Raw genomic sequence first — 19,035 nt, 5'->3', positions numbered from 1 at the left:
ACACCTTTAGCGCTTTTCTTTTTCTAGCAAATCTTAACGTTTAGAGGGTTCATAGTCATAGGGAAGTGAATCTCCTATACGCTGATCTCCCATATGACCTATGAAATAAAAAGCACCTATTGGGCTATAGTTTCCATACGTATCTACTTTGATTTCTACATTATAATAGGGTTTTGAGTCGCTTTTGCTCAATTTAAATGGTAATTTTATTTCAGACTGAAATTTACGCTGGTATCTTACCGATAATGGTGCTCTTAATTTTACCTGATACCATTTAGAATCATTCAGTTCTGAAATACTAATATATCTGTATGGATCAACACGAAAGCCTTCACTGTAAATTGTGAACTTCTCTTCTTTTAATCGCTTGTTACGCAAAGCTCTCATAAAATGTAAAACCGAACCATTATAGGCTTCATTTCGTTTTTTCTTTACTTGAATAGCATCTTCATCTGCTGCCAGTGACTTATAGTAGGAAGTTCCCGTATACGATACGCCTCTAACAACATGTTTATTACGATCAATATTTATATATGCATAATTAATTACAAATGTTTTGATATCAAAAGAAATGAGATACTCCAAGTCCTCATTTTGAATCCTGATAGGCTCATAGGCTGAAGCCGTTAAAGTTTTTTTCTTTTTATTATAACTCAAGTTAAGAACCTCCTCATTTAAAATACGACAAGACTTAGCTATTTTAGAACGACCTATAAATTGAGCCCTAAAATGTTCTAACTTCATTTCTCTGGGCATTCCATCATCAGTCGAGATAACAACTTCATCCAGTGTGTTGATAGCCTCAAGGAGTAAAACCTTATAAAATTTATCAGGAGAATAGCTTTGTAAAAGTGCGGTTTCATAGCCTAAAAAGGAAATCACCAAGGCAGAAGACACGTCTTCTTTCAGAGCAATCTCAAATTCACCTTTATCATTTGTAGAGGTACCAATGGAAGTATTATCAAAGTACACGGAAGCACTCTCAATAGGCTGGTTGGTTGAAGCATCCAAAACAACACCTTTAATGCTTTGGGCATACAAAAAGGAAACCCACAGCATGCAAATAGCATAGAAATAGAGCTTATTAGTCTTCGCTAGAGCCATTTGAAAATTTCCGTTCCAGTTCGGCTTGAAATTCTTCCATAACCGGTTTTACAGTACTTTCCGGTAAATCAGCAATCTTAATATACATCAAGCCATCTACAGAATTATTAAACAACGGATCGACATTGAATGCCACTAGTTTTGCATTCTGCTTGATATATTTCTTAAGAAGTACAGGAAGTCGCAAGGCTCCTGGCTCAACTTCATCAATAATCTTATCGAATTTATTTAAATCAGCTTCAGTTTCATCAAACACAAAATCTTTATCTGCATCCTTGAGCTTCACCTTAAATTCCTTTTTCGGTCTAACATATTGTGCCACATAAGGATCGTAGTAATGTGACTTCATAAATTCAATCATCAAGGATTTCGAAAAATTTGAAAACTGATTACTGATACTCACACCTCCAATCAGGAATTTATGTTCTGGATAGCGCAAGGTTGTATGCACGATGCCTTTCCAAAGCAAAAACAAAGGCATTGGTTTTTGTTGGTATTCCTTGATGATAAATGCACGTCCCATTTCAATGGACTGGCTCATCATTTTATAGAGTTCAGGCTCAAATCGGAATAAATCCTGAAGATAGAATCCGTCAATTCCATATTTAGCGAAAATTTTAGATCCTAATCCCATACGATAGGCACCCACAATTTGTTGGGTTTCATTATCCCATAAGAACATATGGTGATAGTATGTATCAAAGCTGTCGAGATCGATCGCTTCATTGGTACCTTCTCCAATGGCTCTAAAGGTAATCTCTCGAAGTCTTCCAATTTCGTGAAGAATGTTAGGAATATTGTTTGCAGGCGTTAAAAACACCTCATAATTTTTGCTGGTCAAGAGTTTATAATCCCCTTTATGTAATTCCTCTACCTCAGCAATCATTTTGTCTTGACTCACAGAACCCACAATACGTTTTGGAGGTTTTGAGGGAGCTTTTAAGGTATTTGAAATGGTATTAAATCGTTTCGGCTCATCTTCAAAGGCATTGGACAACATATAGGTTTTACGCCTTAAAAATTCAGAAAACACTCCTAAGTCCTCATGTTCTTTCTGATCGCTTACAGATATTGGGCGACCAATCCTAACTTTGATAACCCTATTTTTTTGTGTCAATAATTCTGAAGGCAACTTTGCTGTCCTAAAGGTGTCACTTATTTTGGAAAGCTTATAAAATAATTTACTGTTCTTTGCATGAAAATAAATAGGAACAACAGGCACTTCGGCTTTTTTAACCAATTTCATAGCAGCTAGTTCCCAAGGTCTATCCACAACCAATTTCCCATCTCTATAAGTGGATACTTCACCTGCAGGAAAAATTCCTAGTGGATGTCCTTCTCTTAAATGCAAGATTGCACTCTTAAATCCGGAAACACTAGACTTGACATCTTTTCGGTCTTCAAAAGGATTCACTGGCATAATGAACGGTTTCATTGGTTCAATGCGATGCAATAGAAAATTGGCAATGATCTTAAAGTCCTTCCGTTGTTCAATCATTAATTTGAGTAGTAAAATACCATCGATTCCTCCTAACGGATGATTTGAAATCGTAATAAACGGACCATCTTTAGGTAATCGTTTTAAGTCTTCTTCTGGAATTTCAAACTTGATTTGAAAATCATCCAAGATAGCATCCAAGAAAGCGCCATCGCTAAGATGCTTGTTGCGCATATATATTTTATTTAAGGTTGAAATTTTTAAGACCTTCATTAGAAGCCAACCTATAAACGTACCAACAAAGCCGTACTTATCTACCTTAATGGCTTTAGCGACTTCCTTGGCAGTTACCAGTCCTATTTCAGTTGACTTACTCATGGTTGTAAAAGTACTAAAATGTTTACTTAGTTACGATTTGAACGGTTTCTTGTGTTAATTGTTTTAATAACAATGTTTTATCTTTTTCAATTAAGCTAATGGCATTGTCATCGTAATGTCTTACAGTATAAAGACTCACATTTTCATAACATGTGACCTTAAATTTTGCTTTTAGATTTTGAAGTAACGCTTCGAGGTTGTTATAACTGTTTTCAAAACATACAGAAAAACTAATGGCCGAATTCTGAATGACATCCACTTTCATTTTATATTGATGGAGCAACTTGAATATGTCACTGATATTATCTTCAACTATATAGCTAAAATCCAGAGAAGACAAAGACACCAATACTTGATTCTTCTTAACAATAAAACATGGAATATTTGGTGAAATTCCAATGCCCTTACCAACTTTTGTGCCTGCATTCTTCGGGTTTAAAAATGACTTAACAAACAAAGGAATTTCTTTTTGTTGTAAAGGTTGCAAGGTCTTCGGGTGAATGACCGAAGCACCATAAAATGCCAACTCGATGGCCTCTCTATAAGAAATGCTTTCCAGTAATTGTGCTCTTTCAAAATATCTTGGATCGGCATTCAAAACACCTTTAACATCCTTCCAAATAGTGACACTTTCAGCATTTAAACAATAGGCAAAAATAGCTGCGGTATAGTCACTTCCTTCACGTCCTAGTGTCGTTGTAAAATTATTGGCATCACTTCCCAAAAAACCTTGTGTTATATTAAGCGCTTTGGAACTGGATAATGTTTTAATGTTTAATTGGGTTAAATCCCAATTAACGTTGGCACGTCTGTAGTAATCATCCGTTTTTATATAGTCCCTAACATCCAACCATTGGTTAGTAATTCCTATATCATTTAAATAGGCACTAATAATCGTAGTAGAAATCAATTCTCCAAAACTGATTGTTTGGTCATATACATAGTTGTAATCAGGTGATTTGTTTCGTCTCAAAAAATAATCCAAGTCAGAAAAAAGATCTGCGATTTTCTTATATATAGCATGTTGAGTATTCTCAAAAAGATCCAAAAGGATACTGTTGTGGTATTTTTTGACATCCTGAATAGAACTTTGCAATTCACTTTTGTTTTCAAAATAGTTTTTGATAACCGTTTCCAATGCGTTTGTGGTTTTACCCATTGCAGAAACCACTACAAGTGTTTGGTCATAACCAACCTCTTGTAAAACTTTAGCCATGTTCTTTACACCATTAGCATCTTTAACTGAAGCACCTCCAAACTTAAATACCTGCATCTATAGTTTTGATAAATAATTTTTAATTCCATCTTCATCCAAACTCACCGAATCCCATTCTGAGTCAATAACAGCACCTCTACTTTTGTAAAAATCAATAGCTGGTACATTCCAATTCAACACTACCCAAGTAATTCGTTTAACACCCAATTGGTGTCCATATGCAACCACCTCATCCAACAATGCTGCTCCAATTCCCTGACCTCTCATGCGCTCACTCACAACCAAATCTTCCAAATGCAACACAGGACCGTTCCATGTTGAAAAACGTTCATAAACGAGTGCCATACCAACCACTTCAGAGTGGGCTTCAGCAACAAAACAATGAAATCTTGAATGCTTCCCAAACCCATAAGCCTTTAAATCTTCAGCGGTTATCTTAACGGCATCTGGTTCTTTTTCATAAACTGCCAGTTCCTGTATAAGTTGTAACACCTCAGGCATATCGTCAATTGTAGCAGTTCTTATTACGACATTCATTACGAATTTAGTTTGGGTAAAGATAGTTTAAAAGTTGGTTTAAGAAAACATTAAAAGCGCTACGCAAACGTTATAGTTTATTAAAAAATACGATATTTGCATAAACGTAATCATTCAAAATACATGTCTCAAAAAAATCAAACTCTTGGTGAGTTTATCATTGAAAACCAAACTGCATTTAAATATACCACAGGAGAGCTCTCTCGACTTATCAACTCTATCCGACTAGCCGCAAAAGTAGTCAATCATGAAGTTAATAAAGCTGGATTAGTCGACATTCTAGGAAATGCAGGAGACACCAATATTCAAGGTGAAAACCAACAAAAGCTAGATGTGTATGCCAATGAAAAATTTATTCAAACCTTAACCAAGCGAAACATTGTTTGCGGAATTGCCAGTGAAGAGGAGGATTCTTTCATTTCCATTAATAGCCAAGATGAAAACCATCAAAACAAATACATTGTTTTAATCGACCCACTAGATGGTTCTTCCAATATAGATGTCAACGTATCTGTTGGAACTATTTTTTCTATTTACAGACGTATAACTCCTGTAGGAACACCTGTGACTATTGAGGATTTCCTTCAGAAAGGAAACCAGCAAGTAGCTGCTGGATACATCATTTATGGGACCTCAACCATGATTGTCTATACAACTGGTGAAGGGGTTAACGGATTTACTCTGAATCCAGCTATTGGAACTTTTTACCTCTCGCATCCCAACATGCAATTTCCTAAAGACGGTAAGATTTATTCTGTTAATGAAGGTAACTACATCCATTTTCCTCAGGGTATTAAAAACTATATCAAGTACTGTCAAATGGAAGAAGGTGACCGACCTTACACTAGTAGGTATATTGGGTCTTTAGTTTCCGATTTTCATCGCAATATGATCAAAGGAGGTATTTACATGTATCCTAAGAGCTCTATGAATTCTAATGGGAAACTACGCTTACTCTACGAATGCAATCCTATGGCGTTTTTGGCAGAACAAGCCAATGGTAAAGCAAGCGATGGCTTTAATAGAATTATGGATATACAACCTACAGAACTACACCAACGCGTGCCTTTTATTTGTGGGAGTAAAAACATGGTTGAAAAAGCAGAGGAATTTATGCGGAATGCATAAAAAAAGCAGTCTGATTAAGACTGCTTTATATGAATTGAACCAAAACAATTTCTTATTGGTTCATATGTTTCATTTTGACAATAAAATCATCCAAATCCACTTCGTAGTGAACTAAATTCAGTGCCTTATCGGTTATGTATTTCACGTTGTCTGGATTAAACCCTAATCCGATACATAACTTTTCCAACAAACGCACTTGGTCTTCACCTTCGATATGATCGGCCCAAACCATTCGAGCCAAATCATACAAACGCTCTAAGCGATGATCATAAGATAATGGTGGATTGATTGGGTGACTTTGGTAGTCTTTCAATATCGCTTTATAATCAGACTCTGTTATGTCTAATCGTACAGCTAAACGGTCTAAAAAGGCTTTTTCGGCTTCATTTATAATTCCATCACTCATGGCTACTCTAACAATTGCAGCAAAGTGGTCTTCATTACGCTTTTTGAATCCGCTTTCAAATAATTCTGAAAATGACATATATTTTGATTTTTTAGTGGCACAAAGATAGTTTTATTAATACATTTTAACAATACGCCAAAGCACAAAAATTATATATTTGCACAAAATAAAACGTCTTGAGTAATTCCATTCTCTCAAAAACGTACGCTCAGGCTTTGCAAGTGCAAAATCTGCAATCTTCTATTGCCCAATCTGAGATTTCCAAAACCAAAACACACCTTAAAGGTCTCATTGGATCTTCCCTATCGTTAGTTATTAGTGAAACATTTAAAACTGCTGAACGTCCTTTCCTTTTAGTATTTAACGACAAGGAAGAAGCGGCATTTTATTTAAACGATTTGGAAGTTTTACTGAATGACAAAGACGTATTATTTTATCCAGGAAGTTACCGCAGACCATATCAAATAGAAGAAACCAATAATGCCAATGTGTTATTGAGGGCAGAGGTTTTAAACCGAATCAACTCTAGAAAAAAACCAGCTGTCATCGTTACGTATCCCGATGCGCTTTTTGAAAAGGTCGTCACTCGACGTGAATTGGAAAAGAATACGCTAAAAATTAGTGTTGGTGAAGAGTTAAGTATCGATTTTGTAAACGAAGTATTGTTTGAATACCGATTTAAGCGTGTTGATTTCGTTACAGAACCTGGAGAGTTTTCCGTTCGTGGTGGTATTGTGGATGTATTCTCGTTTTCACATGACGAACCTTACAGAATTGAGTTTTTTGGTGATGAAGTGGATAGCATAAGAACGTTTGATGTAGAAAGCCAACTGTCAACAGATCAAATCAAGAAAATCCAGATCATTCCTAATGTAGCTAATAAACTTATTGAAGAAAGCAGACAAAGCTTCCTTAAATACATCGCTCAAAAAACAGTCGTCTTTATTAAAAATGCAGACGTTCTGTTTTCAAGAATTGACTCCTTTTTTGTCAAGGCTGAAGAGGCCTTTAAAGAGTTGTCTTCAGAAATTAAACACTCTGAACCAGAGGAATTATTCTGCCATTCGAATTTATTGAAATCTCAGTTGTTAGATTACGGTATTGTCGAATTTGGTACGCATGCTGTTTTTTCTTCAGAGCAGATTGTTTGCAACACTACACCTCAGCCAGCTTTCAACAAACAATTCAACTTACTTATAGAGGATTTAAATGCAAATCACAATAAAGGCTACACTAATTACATAGCCTGTGTAAGCGAACAACAGGCCAAACGGTTTCACGATATTTTTGAAGATATTGAAGGTGAAGTACATTATAAAACCATTGTCTTGTCTTTGTACCAAGGTTTTATTGACCATGACCTTAAGATTACATGCTATACGGATCATCAAATTTTTGAGCGTTATCATAAATTCCATATTAAAAATGGTTATGCCAAGAAGCAAGCCATTACCTTAAAGGAACTTACCAATCTAGATATTGGCGATTATGTCACGCATATTGACCACGGTATTGGAAAGTTTGGCGGTTTACAAAAAATTGATGTGGAAGGCAAGAAACAAGAAGCCATAAAACTGATTTATGGCGAACGTGATGTATTGTACCTCAGCATCCATTCGCTTCACAAAATCACAAAGTTTAACGGTAAAGACGGAAAGCCTCCAAAGGTTTATAAATTAGGAAGCAAGGCTTGGAAAACCCTTAAACAAAAGACAAAAAGTAAGGTTAAGGAAATTGCTTTCAACTTGATTAAGGTTTATGCGAAGCGTAAACTCAAGAAAGGTTTCCAGTACAAACCAGATAGCTATTTGCAACATGAATTGGAAGCGTCTTTTCTGTATGAGGACACACCAGATCAAACTTCTTCTACAGCAGATATCAAAGCCGATATGGAAAGTGAACGACCAATGGATCGTTTGGTTTGTGGCGATGTTGGTTTTGGTAAAACGGAAGTCGCCATTCGTGCTGCTTTTAAAGCTGTAGATAATGGCAAGCAAGTTGCGGTTTTGGTTCCTACTACCATTTTAGCCTATCAACACAACAAAACTTTTACGGAGCGTTTAAAGGATTTTCCTGTAACCGTAGATTACCTGAATCGTTTCCGAACTGCAAAAGAAAAGCGAGAAACCTTAGAAAAGCTTGAAAAAGGCCATGTCGATATCATCATTGGGACACACCAATTGGTGAACAAAAACGTGAAGTTTAAAGATTTGGGCTTGCTCATTGTTGATGAAGAACAAAAGTTTGGTGTTGCCGTGAAAGACAAACTTAAAACCCTAAAGGAAAATGTAGATGTCTTAACCTTAACAGCTACGCCTATTCCAAGAACCTTACAGTTTAGTTTGATGGCAGCTCGTGATTTATCGGTTATCACAACACCTCCTCCAAACCGTTATCCAATTGAAAGTCACGTGATTCGTTTTAATGAGGAGACCATTAGGGATGCCGTGTCTTATGAAATCCAACGTGGTGGTCAAGTCTTTTTTGTACACAATCGCATCGAAAACATTAAAGAAGTTGCTGGGTTACTGCAACGCTTGGTTCCAGATGCTAAAATTGCCATTGGTCACGGACAAATGGAAGGAAAAAAACTGGAACGACTCATGCTCGCATTCATGAATGGAGAATTTGATGTTTTGGTGAGTACCACCATTATTGAAAGTGGTTTGGATGTGCCAAATGCCAATACCATTTTCATTAATAACGCCAATAATTTTGGATTGAGTGATTTGCACCAAATGCGTGGTCGTGTCGGACGAAGTAATAAAAAGGCCTTTTGTTATTTTATCACTCCAGAATATTCGGCCATGACGAATGATGCTCGAAAACGTATTACAGCCTTGGAACAATATACTGAATTGGGAAGTGGTTTCAATATTGCCATGAAAGATTTGGAAATTCGTGGTGCTGGTGATTTATTAGGTGGTGAACAAAGTGGCTTTATCAATGATATCGGATTTGACACTTATCAAAAGATTTTAAATGAGGCTATTGAAGAGCTTAAGGAGAAAGAATTCAAAGACCTTTACAAAGACGATAAAAAAGATAAAGTATTTGTTAAGGATGTGACCATTGACACCGATTTTGAATTGCTGTTTCCAGATGATTATGTCAATAATATATCAGAGCGTTTGAATCTCTACACAAAACTTAACGACATAAAAACCGAATCAGAACTAGAAACTTTTGAAACCGAAATCATAGATCGATTTGGTGAGTTACCTGTTCAGGTAATTGATTTACTGAATAGTGTTCGAATTAAGTGGATTGCCACGAAAATTGGTTTGGAAAAAGTGGTTATGAAGAAAGGAAAATTTATCGGATATTTCATAAACGACCAACAAAGTCCGTTTTATCAAAGTGAAGGTTTTACAAAAGTATTACAGTTTGTACAAACCCATCCGATGGCTTGTAAAATGAAAGAGAAACAAACTAGAAATGGTTTAAGATTATTGTTAACTTTCAGCAATATCAATTCTGTTAAACAAGCCTTGACTGCTATAAAACCTATTTTGGAGTAATTATTGCTATAATAAACATATGAAAAACATTTTATTCCTTTTCAGCTTGATTCCGTTGTGTATGTTCTCACAACATAGTATCAATGGAACATTTTCCCCTGCAACAGATTATACGTATGCCTTTTTATATCATGCTACACCAACGTCTACTGATTATGTAGATCGAGCTCAAATTGATGCTGAAGGTAATTTCAGTATTGCGATGGATTCTAAGATTTCATCAGGTATTTATAAAATAGTATATGCGCTGCCACCGGAGGAAAATAATTTTAATTTTATATATAACGGAAAAGAAAGTGTAACGCTAACCTTCAGCACTGAAAAAGGTTTGACCTTTACCGATAGTAAGGAAAATAAATTATGGTCATCCTACACCAATAGTATGGAAATGATCAATCAAACCATTAGTAATTACTACACTCAAGAAAGCACTGACAAAAAGGCTTTTAAGGATATTTTTAAAACTCTCAAAGATACTCAATTGGCCTTTGAAGAGACCGCTAAAGGAACTCTGGCTTCTACTTTCATTAAAGCGAATGCTCCTTATATTCCCAATGAATATGAAGATCTTTCAACCTATTCCTCAAACTTGAAACGCACATTTTTAGACCACGTAGACTTTAGTAATTATCTATTACAAAGTTCAGACTTTTTAATTGATCGTGTCTTGGCTTATGTCTTCGGAATGACTGCCAATACTTCTAATGAGGTTTACAAAAATGATGTCGATACTGTAGCATCAAAAATTCCAGATGGTGAATTAGAACTGAAAACCATGCTCTTACAAATGATTTGGAACCGATTCAAATCTATGGAAAATCCTGAAGTAGCAAACTATATCGCTGATAGATACTTGATAGCTTTAAGTAAGGCCACAAACCAAAATGCTTTGACAGATCAACTCATTAGTTATAAAAACAATGCTATTGGGAAAATCGCGCAAAATTTTGATTTACCAATTACAAAAGATGGTGTTACTACAACTTCCACACTTCACGAACTAGATGTAGCCAACCAATACCTGATTATTTTTTGGAGTAGTACTTGTGGCCATTGTATTGATGAACTTCCAAAAGTAAAAACCTTAATGGCAACGAAGCCTGATATCAAAGTGATTGCTATAGGATTGGAAGATGATGAATTTAACTGGAAAGATGCCATCTCGCATTTTCCTGATTTTATCCATGTACTTGGTTTGGGGAAATGGGACAATCCGATATCCAATGCCTACGGTGTTTCGGCAACACCAACCTATCTGCTATTAGACAAGAACAAAACCATTATTGCCAAACCCAACGATTACGAAGCTTTGGAAAAGGCAATGAATTAATTAGTATTATTCAGGATCTCATCTAACAGGTTCCACAGCAACTGCAGAATGACAATAAAAAAAGCGCAACTATAGTTGCGCTTTTTTATTTACTTACATTGTTTAAGCTACTTAATCCATGTGAGGAATACGAAGCACCTGTCCTGGATAAATCTTATCAGGATCGGTTAACATTGGTTTGTTTGCTTCAAAAATTACAGGGTATTTCATGGCATTCCCATAGTATTGCTTAGCAATTTTACTTAAGGTATCACCACGCTCTACTGTATGGAATTGTGCTTCAGGTTCTGTATGCTCAACTGTCATCTGATCGTCAACTGTTGCAATACCTGCCGTATTACCAACAACTAAGACAACTTTCTCTTTGGTTGATTGGTCGTAAGCTTTTCCTGTAACACGAGCCATATCGTCGTCAATAAAGACGTTCAAGTCCTCGACTTGTAATTGTAAATCGCTAATTGTTTCTTCGAGTTTTCTCGCAGCAGCTTCTTCAGCTTTAAGTTCAGCAGCTTCTGCTTTTGCTCTAGCCTCAGCAGCTTCCTCTTCAGTCGTTTTTCCAATGCCAAAAACCTTTGCTCCTGCATTTTTAATAAATGAAAATAATCCCATAATGTATATGTTTTTAGTGTTAATATTCGTGATATAAAGTTGGTGATTTTCTTTTGAAAATCCAATATAAAATCACATTCATTCTTAAGACACCTATTAAAGTATAAAAGTCACAATTAAAATAAAACGTCCACCACAATTGAATGTGATGGACGCTATTGGAAACTAAATAACCAACCAAAATTTAGCTTCTCGAATTAACTCTTGGGTTTTCCTTTTTAGGCGTTTTTTGTTTACGCTTTTTAGGCTGTTTAGAGCCTTCTATCTTTCTACCTTGAGCATCTGTTTCTCTTAAGAATTGAATGTATCCTCGTCCAGTAAACTCATAAACGGTTCCAGATGACGGATGGTACAATTCGATTCTTTGATCATTAATAACGCTCAATTCAAAAAATTCATTGTCGAAAAAGTCATAATCTAATGTTAATGTTTTCAGATACATATTATTGCTAATGTCTCCAACACCATAGATTCCTGTATAATCCCAATAGATATTATCTGGATTTCCAATATTTGTGTCTTGTGAGCTTCTAAAAACCGAATCATTTCCGCCAGCCAAAAACTGTAAATAATTTTCGTTATCAAATTCGTTTATGGCTCCCATCTGACTCGTATAGGTTTTCTCCCAAGCTTCATATTCCTGTAAGAAATAATGAATGTTATCATAAAACACGAAGTCGTAATCGAAGGTACTTCTTTGGTAGCCATGTAAAAAGTAAGAGGTGTCATTAAAAGGATTGTACAACTCGATAGTGTTTGCATCCAATTGGTATACATCAAAGGTTTCAAAACCATCAATATCATGATACACGTCTAAAATCATATTGTACGCATCATACGTTCCGACATCAATTCCAATGCCATTACCTGAACTTCCAAAACCAACTAAATTGTTATTGGCATATACAATACCGTTTCTAAAAGATATGGTAAAAGCAATTTGTAGGAAAGGTGTTTCTCCAGTACCTAAGGTTTGGTTGATATCGACATACCATAATTCATATGAACCCAATAACTGATTCAATGTAATACCTGGTTGATTGTTATAATCGTTAACAATCACTTCTTCTCTGTAACAAGACGTTAGAAGCGTAGCGCTAAGCACAAAGCCTAAAAGTAGTTTCATTGTTTTCATAATCATTCGTTTTTTGGGTTACTCATTATGCAAGTTTCAAAACACGTGCCAAAATTTAAAACTTAAGGTTGACCGCTTGAATTTTAGTAGGTGCTTCCCCTTTTTTTTATGTATTTTTGAAGAACTAAACTGATGCGCTTTATATGAGTAAACCTGTAAAATATGCTGTTTTTGGTGCAGGAAGCTGGGCAACTGCTATTGTCAAAATGCTCTGTGAAAATCTAGACGAAGTAGGTTGGTACATGCGAAGTGTATACACCAAAGAACACATACTAAAGGAAGAACACAATCCGAGTTATTTGAGTTCTGTAGAGTTTAACTTGGAGCAACTTAAGTTAAGTAACGACATTGATGAAATTGCCGACTGGGCTGATATATTGATTTTTGTAATTCCTTCAGCTTTTATCCATTCAGAATTGGAAAAACTCACAGTTGACATTTCAGAAAAAATTGTGGTTTCAGCAGTAAAGGGAATTATGCCAGAATCGGGTTTGTTGGTTGGTGAGCATTTTCACGATATTTACCATATTCCTTTTGAAAACATTGCTGTTATTGCTGGTCCTTGCCATGCAGAGGAAGTTGCTTTAGAGCGTTTGTCTTATCTAACGATTTCCTGTGCCGATGCTGAAAAAGCACAAATGATTGCTGATGCTTTAGCTAGTGATTATATAAAAACCAAAATAAGCGACGACATCATCGGTACTGAATACGCTGTGATGCTAAAAAATATTTACGCTATTGCTGCTGGAATTGCTCACGGATTGGGTTATGGTGACAATTTTCAAAGCGTATTGATGAGTAATGCCATAAGAGAGATGAAGCGTTTTATCAAAAAAATGCACAAGATGAAACGCAATATCAATAATTCTGCGTACTTAGGCGATTTATTGGTAACCGGTTATTCTACGTTTTCCAGAAATCGCATGTTTGGTAACATGATCGGTAAAGGCTATACCGTAAAATCTGCTCAAATGGAAATGAACATGGTTGCTGAAGGTTACTATGCTACAAAAAGTGCGCATGATCTCAATATCAAGAATAAAAAGAAAACACGCTTACCTATTATTGAAGCTGTTTATGACATTCTGTATGAGAACAAAAATCCAAAAAAGGTATTTAAAAAACTGACCGAGAAGTTGGACTGATTCAATTTACTTCAAAATCGAGGCTTCGAGAGCCTCAGCCTCCAAAATCATTTCACCAAAACTCCTTTGAGTTGCATCAATGGTATGTTTCGAAGTGCGTTTTCGTTGATAGTGTTCTTTCTAAATAAATAGGTTTTATCTAACATTTGATTGCCTTCAAAAAAAGTAATTTTGAACTCATTGTTCAATTTTAACACATCCTCTTGCATAAACTCTATCTTGGCATAGCTTCTCGCAGGAAGTAATTTAATGGTATGGCGCATTACTGGTGTGACCTTATCTTCAGAATAACCTCTAGATACAATTAAAACCGTATCCAAGTCCACATCTTTATTATTTATGATATAGGCATTCCAATCTTTGGTTTTGTATTCTGGATGTTCTTCTTGAACTACAGCCACAAAAACATCTTCTACTTTTGGAATTTCAATATCTTTTCGCATTGCGTTTCGTCTTTAGTTCTAAAACCTTTATTTTAGGGCAAAAATAATTCTTTTCGAATTGCCACACATGCACTTTATGAAACAACTTGTTACACTGCTTTTGCTTTTTAGCTTTAGTCTAAGTATTGCCCAAACCGAAAACCAATCACAACTTACCATCGATCAAATAATGCAAGGCGATGATTTTGTTGGGTATTTGCCAACCAGCATCGAATGGTCTGAAAATAGCAAAAACATCTTTTTTAGCTGGAATCCAGATATGGATACCATCCGTTCTACTTATCGCGTTAACATCACTTCAAAAAAGATTGAAAAGTTGTCGTTTGAGGAATTAAAATTGAAGTCCAATAATGGCGACTATTCCAAAGACGGTAAATGGAAAGTGTATGAAAAAAGTGGCGATTTGTTTCTTCTAAACACTTCTGATTATTCAACCAAGCGCATCACAAACACGAACAATCGCGAATCGAATCCGCAGTTTTCTGGTGATGGTAAATCTATCATTTATCAAGATGGTAATAACTTGTTTCAATGGCAAATTACCGATGGCTCTTTAAAACAGTTAACCGATTTCCAATCTGGAAATGAGCGTCCAAACAGTAAGCTAAACGCTCAAGATCAATGGCTTGAGAATGACCAAATGGAACATTTTGATATTCTTCAAAAGCGAAAAAATGCTTCTGAGGCTAGAGATTATAGACGAGAACAAACGCAATTTGAAAGACCTGAAACAATTTACTTAGGCAACAAAGGATTGTATGGTTTACAAATTTCTCCCGATTTAAAATACGTGGTGTATCGTCTTTACAATACACCTAGCACTAAATCTACTATGGTTCCTGATTTTGTAACCGAAAGTGGATACACTAAAGAACTCAATGCCAGAGCAAAGGTTGGAAAGAATTTATATACCTACGAATCTTGGATTTTAAACCTAGAAACCGATGAGTATTATCAAATTAAAACAGATGATATTGAAGGTATTAAAGACAAACCTAAATACTTAAAAGAGTATGCTGAAGACCCTTCAAATTATGAAGAAGACTATGAAAATCCGAGAGAGGTCTTAATTAGTGTTCCTATTTTTTCTGAAGATGGAAAAGCGGTTGTGAATGTCACTTCTTCCGATTATAAAGACCGTTGGATCATGACTGTAGATTTGACCAATGGTGACTTAAATTTAATCGACAGACAACATGATGATGCTTGGATTGGCGGACCAGGAATAGGTTGGTTTTCTGAAGGTGTTATTGGTTGGGTTGACAACAATACTGTTTGGTTTAAATCGGAAAAAACAGGTTACGCACATTTATACACTGCCAATGTAAATACAGGTAAAATCAAAGCTCTAACCGAAGGAAACTTTGAAATTCTTGATGTGAGTTTATCCAAAGACAAGTCTACATTTTATATCACAAGCAACAAGGTAAGTCCGCATGAACATCATTTCTATCACTTGCCTTCCAAAGGTGGTAAAATGAAACAAATAACCACGAAATCTGGTGGACATGAAGTTACCGTGTCACCTGATGAAACCCAATTGGCCATTCGGTATTCGTATGTCAATACACCATGGGAATTATATGTGATGCCTAATGTTGCTGGTTCTGAAATGACTAAACTCACGAATTCTACAACCGAGGCTTTTAAGTCCTACAACTGGGTAGATGCGGAAATTGTTCGTTTTAAAGCAAGAGATGGTGCTGAAGTACCTGCAACCTTATACCAACCTAAAGCAGAACGCAAAAATGGCGCTGCCATCATCTTTGTACATGGCGCAGGTTATAAGCAGAATGTACATAAATGGTGGCCAAGCTATTACAGGGAATACATGTTCCATAACTTTCTAGCGGATAATGGCTATACGGTTTTGGCAATCGATTTTAGAGCCAGTGAAGGTTATGGTCGTGATTGGCGTACAGCGATCTACAGACATATGGGTGGAAAAGATTTGAACGATCAAATTGATGGTGCCAAATACTTGGTAGAACAGCATGGTATTGACAAAGATCGTATGGGTATTTATGGTGGTTCGTATGGAGGTTTCATAACTTTAATGGCAATGTTGACCAGTCCTGACACTTTTAAAAGTGGTGCTGCTTTGCGTTCTGTAACCGATTGGGCACACTACAACCACGAATACACGGCTAATATTTTAAATACACCTGTAGACGATCCAAAAGCCTATAAACGCAGTTCTCCTATTTATTTTGCTGAAGGTTTAAAAGGTCATCTGTTGATGCTCCATGGCATGATCGATACCAATGTCCATTTTCAAGATGTGGTACGATTATCACAACGCTTTATTGAACTGAAAAAGGAAAACTGGGAATTGGCTGTGTTTCCTTTGGAAGGTCACGGATTTAGAGAAGGCTCGAGCTGGTCTGATGAGTACAGACGTATTTACAAATTGTTTGAAACGACCTTGAAAAACTAGGTTTTATAAAGCACTTTTAAACTGCTCTAGGAAACGTACATCATTTTCACTAAGCAATCTGATGTCACTAATTTGGTGAAGCAATAAAGCAATACGATCAATTCCCATTCCGAAGGCAAAGCCAGAATAGGTTTTGGAGTCGATGCCACAGTTTTCCAGAACGTTTGGATCGACCATACCACAGCCCATGATTTCCAGCCAACCTGTACCTTTGGTCATCTTATAATCGGTTTCGGTTTCCAAGCCCCAATATACATCAACCTCAGCACTAGGTTCTGTAAACGGAAAGTACGAAGGACGTAGCCTAATTTTTGACTTTCCGAACATTTCTGTAGTGAAGTATTGCAAGGTTTGCTTCAGATCGGCAAAACTAACATCCTTATCAATGTATAAACCTTCCACCTGATGGAAAAAACAGTGAGAACGTGCTGAAATAGCTTCATTACGATATACTCGACCAGGAGAAATAGTTCGAATTGGTGGTTTGTTGTTTTCCATATAACGCACTTGAACCGAACTGGTATGCGTACGCAACAAAATATCAGGATTGGTTTGTATAAAAAACGTATCCTGCATGTCACGAGCTGGATGGTATTCTGGCAAGTTCAATGCGGTAAAATTGTGCCAATCGTCTTCAATTTCTGGACCTTCACTTACATTGAAACCAATACGTGAAAAGATATCTATGATTTGGTTTTTAACGATAGAAATCGGATGTCTTGCTCCAATTTCAATGGGTTCACCTGGACGAGACAAATCGCCATAGACACCTTTGGTTTCTTCTTTGCTCTCGAGTTCTTCCTTTAAAGCATTGACTTTCTCCTCGGCTGTTTTCTTGAGTTGGTTAATGGTTTGTCCGAACTCTTTCTTTTGCTCGTTGGCGACATTTTTAAACTCAGCAAAATACTCTTTCAAAAGTCCTTTTGATCCTAAATATTTGATTCGGAAAGCTTCAACTTCTTCTTTGGATTGCGCTGTAAACGCTTCTGCTTCTGCGATGAGTTCTTTAATCTTATCTATCATGATACCTTAGAAATGAATGGCAAATTTAAGTAATTTATCGAGATTTGCGTTAGTGATGGAGGCATTTGTTGGAGCTCTTCTTGAAAGCGACTGCCGAGAGCACGACCCTTAGACGTGCTAACGAAAAAAGGGTAACGCCCAAAAACTTAATCGATGAATTCGGTTTCAATAAAATAGTTAACTATAGCTTCTTTCATTAAAACAGATTGCTCACCCGCTTTTAAAGGAGGTAGTTGCTCTTTAACCTTGTAATGTGGCCAGCCGTCTTCATCAACAAAATCAAATTCATAATAGCCATAAGGCGATAGTAATTTACAGATAGCAATGTGCATCAAGTCGATTTTATGGTCTTTCTTGAACTTGCGATCCAATTGCCCAAGCTCCTGAACACCTATCAAATAAATAATGGCATCCAAATCTAATGGATCACCATCGGAAAAGCGATCGGATAGTTTTTGAACCACCAATTCCCATCTTAATTTCAACTCTTCGTCTCTCGCCATAAATAAAGCTCCTTTACTTTGTAGTTTGCAAATTTAATAAACTATAAACGCTTGTATTGCGTTATCACTATAAATTAAAAAAAATATGTACGTTTGTTAAAATCAATTATTATGGCTGTTATTGATATCATCCTTGCTGTTTTGTTACTTTTCGGACTTATACGAGGTCTTATGAAAGGACTTTTTGTGGAAGTGGCTTCTTTGGTTGCCTTAATTGCTGGTGTCTATGGCGCAATTCACTTCAGTAATTTTGCTGCTGAATTTTTGGATAGCAAATTAGATTGGGATGAGAAGTATATCAATATTGTAGCCTTTGCCATTACCTTCGTAATTATTGTATTAGTGATTGCCTTAGCTGGAAAAGCATTGACCAAACTAGCAGATTTTGCAGCACTAGGCATATTAAACAAACTATTAGGTGCTGTTTTTGGAGCTCTGAAAATTGGTTTGATTTTGAGTGTGGTGTTAATTGTTTTCGACAATTTGAACAAGACCATTCCGTTTGCTGATAAAGACGATTTGGAGGATTCTATTTTGTATCAACCTGTGAAAGGATTGGCTCCAATGATTTTTCCAAGTATTTTAAATAAAGGCAAAGAAGCTTCTAAAGACCCAGAAACAAATAATGAAGCATAAAAAAGCCACTCTTAGATGAATGGCTTTTGTGATTTAAATATTGAGA

16 protein-coding genes are annotated in these 19,035 nt (G+C 36.1%); 6 read left to right on the top strand and 10 right to left on the bottom strand.

Annotated features, from left to right (window positions below; translation table 11 throughout):
• Positions 1–33: 33 nt before the first annotated feature.
• Genes AB9K26_RS12685 through AB9K26_RS12670 form a run of 4 tightly spaced genes read right to left on the bottom strand, consistent with a single transcriptional unit; the run spans position 34 to position 4,673 of the window.
• Entirely contained in the window at positions 34–1,104 is a 1,071-nt protein-coding gene (locus AB9K26_RS12685; RefSeq protein WP_369972927.1) for a carboxypeptidase-like regulatory domain-containing protein, read from the bottom strand.
• Positions 1,085–2,920, bottom strand: coding sequence for a GNAT family N-acyltransferase (locus AB9K26_RS12680; protein ID WP_369972926.1), 1,836 nt, complete (start codon positions 2,918–2,920; stop codon positions 1,085–1,087). The genes AB9K26_RS12685 and AB9K26_RS12680 overlap by 20 nt, the downstream gene beginning before the upstream one ends.
• A 22-nt stretch (positions 2,921–2,942) precedes the next feature.
• Positions 2,943–4,193, bottom strand: a complete 1,251-nt coding sequence (locus tag AB9K26_RS12675) for an aspartate kinase (RefSeq protein WP_369972925.1) — start codon at positions 4,191–4,193, stop codon at positions 2,943–2,945.
• On the bottom strand, positions 4,194–4,673 hold the full coding sequence (locus tag AB9K26_RS12670) for an N-acetyltransferase family protein (RefSeq protein ID WP_369972924.1): 480 nt from the start codon (positions 4,671–4,673) through the stop codon (positions 4,194–4,196).
• A gap of 123 nt (positions 4,674–4,796) precedes the next feature.
• On the opposite strand from AB9K26_RS12670, the gene fbp reads away from it, so the two are divergent.
• The gene (fbp, locus tag AB9K26_RS12665; protein WP_369972923.1) at positions 4,797–5,801 is read left to right on the top strand and encodes a class 1 fructose-bisphosphatase; all 1,005 of its coding nucleotides are present in this window, start codon (positions 4,797–4,799) and stop codon (positions 5,799–5,801) included.
• Between the two features lie 52 nt (positions 5,802–5,853).
• Here the strand turns inward: fbp and AB9K26_RS12660 are convergent, their stop codons facing one another.
• Entirely contained in the window at positions 5,854–6,285 is a 432-nt protein-coding gene (locus AB9K26_RS12660) for a TerB family tellurite resistance protein (RefSeq protein WP_369972922.1), read from the bottom strand.
• 98 nt (positions 6,286–6,383) lie between these two features.
• On the opposite strand from AB9K26_RS12660, the gene mfd reads away from it, so the two are divergent.
• Positions 6,384–9,728: a transcription-repair coupling factor gene (gene mfd / locus AB9K26_RS12655; RefSeq protein ID WP_369972921.1), complete on the top strand. Its 3,345-nt coding sequence runs from the start codon at positions 6,384–6,386 to the stop codon at positions 9,726–9,728.
• A 19-nt stretch (positions 9,729–9,747) separates the two neighbouring features.
• Complete coding sequence (locus tag AB9K26_RS12650) at positions 9,748–11,058, top strand: TlpA family protein disulfide reductase (protein WP_369972920.1); 1,311 nt, start codon at positions 9,748–9,750, stop codon at positions 11,056–11,058.
• A 111-nt stretch (positions 11,059–11,169) separates the two neighbouring features.
• On the opposite strand, the gene lysM is transcribed toward AB9K26_RS12650, so the two are convergent.
• On the bottom strand, positions 11,170–11,667 hold the full coding sequence (gene lysM, locus AB9K26_RS12645; RefSeq protein WP_369972919.1) for a peptidoglycan-binding protein LysM: 498 nt from the start codon (positions 11,665–11,667) through the stop codon (positions 11,170–11,172).
• A gap of 184 nt (positions 11,668–11,851) precedes the next feature.
• The gene (locus AB9K26_RS12640) at positions 11,852–12,802 is read right to left on the bottom strand and encodes a nicotinic acid mononucleotide adenyltransferase (RefSeq protein ID WP_369972918.1); all 951 of its coding nucleotides are present in this window, start codon (positions 12,800–12,802) and stop codon (positions 11,852–11,854) included.
• A 143-nt stretch (positions 12,803–12,945) separates the two neighbouring features.
• Between AB9K26_RS12640 and AB9K26_RS12635 the strand changes: the two genes are divergently transcribed.
• Positions 12,946–13,947, top strand: coding sequence for an NAD(P)H-dependent glycerol-3-phosphate dehydrogenase (locus AB9K26_RS12635; protein WP_369972917.1), 1,002 nt, complete (start codon positions 12,946–12,948; stop codon positions 13,945–13,947).
• Between the two features lie 47 nt (positions 13,948–13,994).
• On the opposite strand, the gene AB9K26_RS12630 is transcribed toward AB9K26_RS12635, so the two are convergent.
• Positions 13,995–14,390 (bottom strand): hypothetical protein, encoded by a 396-nt coding sequence (locus AB9K26_RS12630; RefSeq protein ID WP_369972916.1) that lies wholly within the window; start codon positions 14,388–14,390, stop codon positions 13,995–13,997.
• 76 nt (positions 14,391–14,466) lie between these two features.
• Between AB9K26_RS12630 and AB9K26_RS12625 the strand changes: the two genes are divergently transcribed.
• Entirely contained in the window at positions 14,467–16,827 is a 2,361-nt protein-coding gene (locus tag AB9K26_RS12625) for an alpha/beta fold hydrolase (protein WP_369972915.1), read from the top strand.
• Positions 16,828–16,830: 3 nt separating this feature from the next.
• Here the strand turns inward: AB9K26_RS12625 and pheS are convergent, their stop codons facing one another.
• Positions 16,831–17,850: a phenylalanine--tRNA ligase subunit alpha gene (pheS, locus tag AB9K26_RS12620; protein ID WP_369972914.1), complete on the bottom strand. Its 1,020-nt coding sequence runs from the start codon at positions 17,848–17,850 to the stop codon at positions 16,831–16,833.
• A gap of 146 nt (positions 17,851–17,996) precedes the next feature.
• The gene (locus tag AB9K26_RS12615) at positions 17,997–18,353 is read right to left on the bottom strand and encodes a hypothetical protein (RefSeq protein ID WP_369972913.1); all 357 of its coding nucleotides are present in this window, start codon (positions 18,351–18,353) and stop codon (positions 17,997–17,999) included.
• 111 nt (positions 18,354–18,464) lie between these two features.
• Here AB9K26_RS12615 and AB9K26_RS12610 point away from each other — a divergent pair, with 111 nt between their 5' ends.
• The gene (locus AB9K26_RS12610) at positions 18,465–18,989 is read left to right on the top strand and encodes a CvpA family protein (protein WP_369972912.1); all 525 of its coding nucleotides are present in this window, start codon (positions 18,465–18,467) and stop codon (positions 18,987–18,989) included.
• The last annotated feature ends 46 nt before the right edge of the window (positions 18,990–19,035 follow it).

The sequence above is a fragment of the Psychroserpens sp. XS_ASV72 genome (genome assembly GCF_041224425.1).
Classification (GTDB): Bacteria; Bacteroidota; Bacteroidia; order Flavobacteriales; family Flavobacteriaceae; genus Psychroserpens.
The sequence above is the reverse complement of the archived record's forward strand: the minus strand, read 5'-3'. Positions and strand labels throughout refer to the sequence as shown.

Excerpts from the sequence above, each read along its gene's own strand:
- AB9K26_RS12685 (WP_369972927.1), bottom strand. The coding sequence starts at position 1,104 with ATGGCTCTAGCGAAGACTAATAAGCTCTATTTCTATGCTATTTGCATG.
- AB9K26_RS12680 (WP_369972926.1), bottom strand. The coding sequence starts at position 2,920 with ATGAGTAAGTCAACTGAAATAGGACTGGTAACTGCCAAGGAAGTCGCT.
- AB9K26_RS12675 (WP_369972925.1), bottom strand. The coding sequence starts at position 4,193 with ATGCAGGTATTTAAGTTTGGAGGTGCTTCAGTTAAAGATGCTAATGGT.
- AB9K26_RS12670 (WP_369972924.1), bottom strand. The coding sequence starts at position 4,673 with ATGAATGTCGTAATAAGAACTGCTACAATTGACGATATGCCTGAGGTG.
- fbp (WP_369972923.1), top strand. The coding sequence starts at position 4,797 with ATGTCTCAAAAAAATCAAACTCTTGGTGAGTTTATCATTGAAAACCAA.
- AB9K26_RS12660 (WP_369972922.1), bottom strand. The coding sequence starts at position 6,285 with ATGTCATTTTCAGAATTATTTGAAAGCGGATTCAAAAAGCGTAATGAA.
- AB9K26_RS12650 (WP_369972920.1), top strand. The coding sequence starts at position 9,748 with ATGAAAAACATTTTATTCCTTTTCAGCTTGATTCCGTTGTGTATGTTC.
- lysM (WP_369972919.1), bottom strand. The coding sequence starts at position 11,667 with ATGGGATTATTTTCATTTATTAAAAATGCAGGAGCAAAGGTTTTTGGC.
- AB9K26_RS12640 (WP_369972918.1), bottom strand. The coding sequence starts at position 12,802 with ATGAAAACAATGAAACTACTTTTAGGCTTTGTGCTTAGCGCTACGCTT.
- AB9K26_RS12635 (WP_369972917.1), top strand. The coding sequence starts at position 12,946 with ATGAGTAAACCTGTAAAATATGCTGTTTTTGGTGCAGGAAGCTGGGCA.
- AB9K26_RS12630 (WP_369972916.1), bottom strand. The coding sequence starts at position 14,390 with ATGCGAAAAGATATTGAAATTCCAAAAGTAGAAGATGTTTTTGTGGCT.
- AB9K26_RS12625 (WP_369972915.1), top strand. The coding sequence starts at position 14,467 with ATGAAACAACTTGTTACACTGCTTTTGCTTTTTAGCTTTAGTCTAAGT.
- pheS (WP_369972914.1), bottom strand. The coding sequence starts at position 17,850 with ATGATAGATAAGATTAAAGAACTCATCGCAGAAGCAGAAGCGTTTACA.
- AB9K26_RS12615 (WP_369972913.1), bottom strand. The coding sequence starts at position 18,353 with ATGGCGAGAGACGAAGAGTTGAAATTAAGATGGGAATTGGTGGTTCAA.
- AB9K26_RS12610 (WP_369972912.1), top strand. The coding sequence starts at position 18,465 with ATGGCTGTTATTGATATCATCCTTGCTGTTTTGTTACTTTTCGGACTT.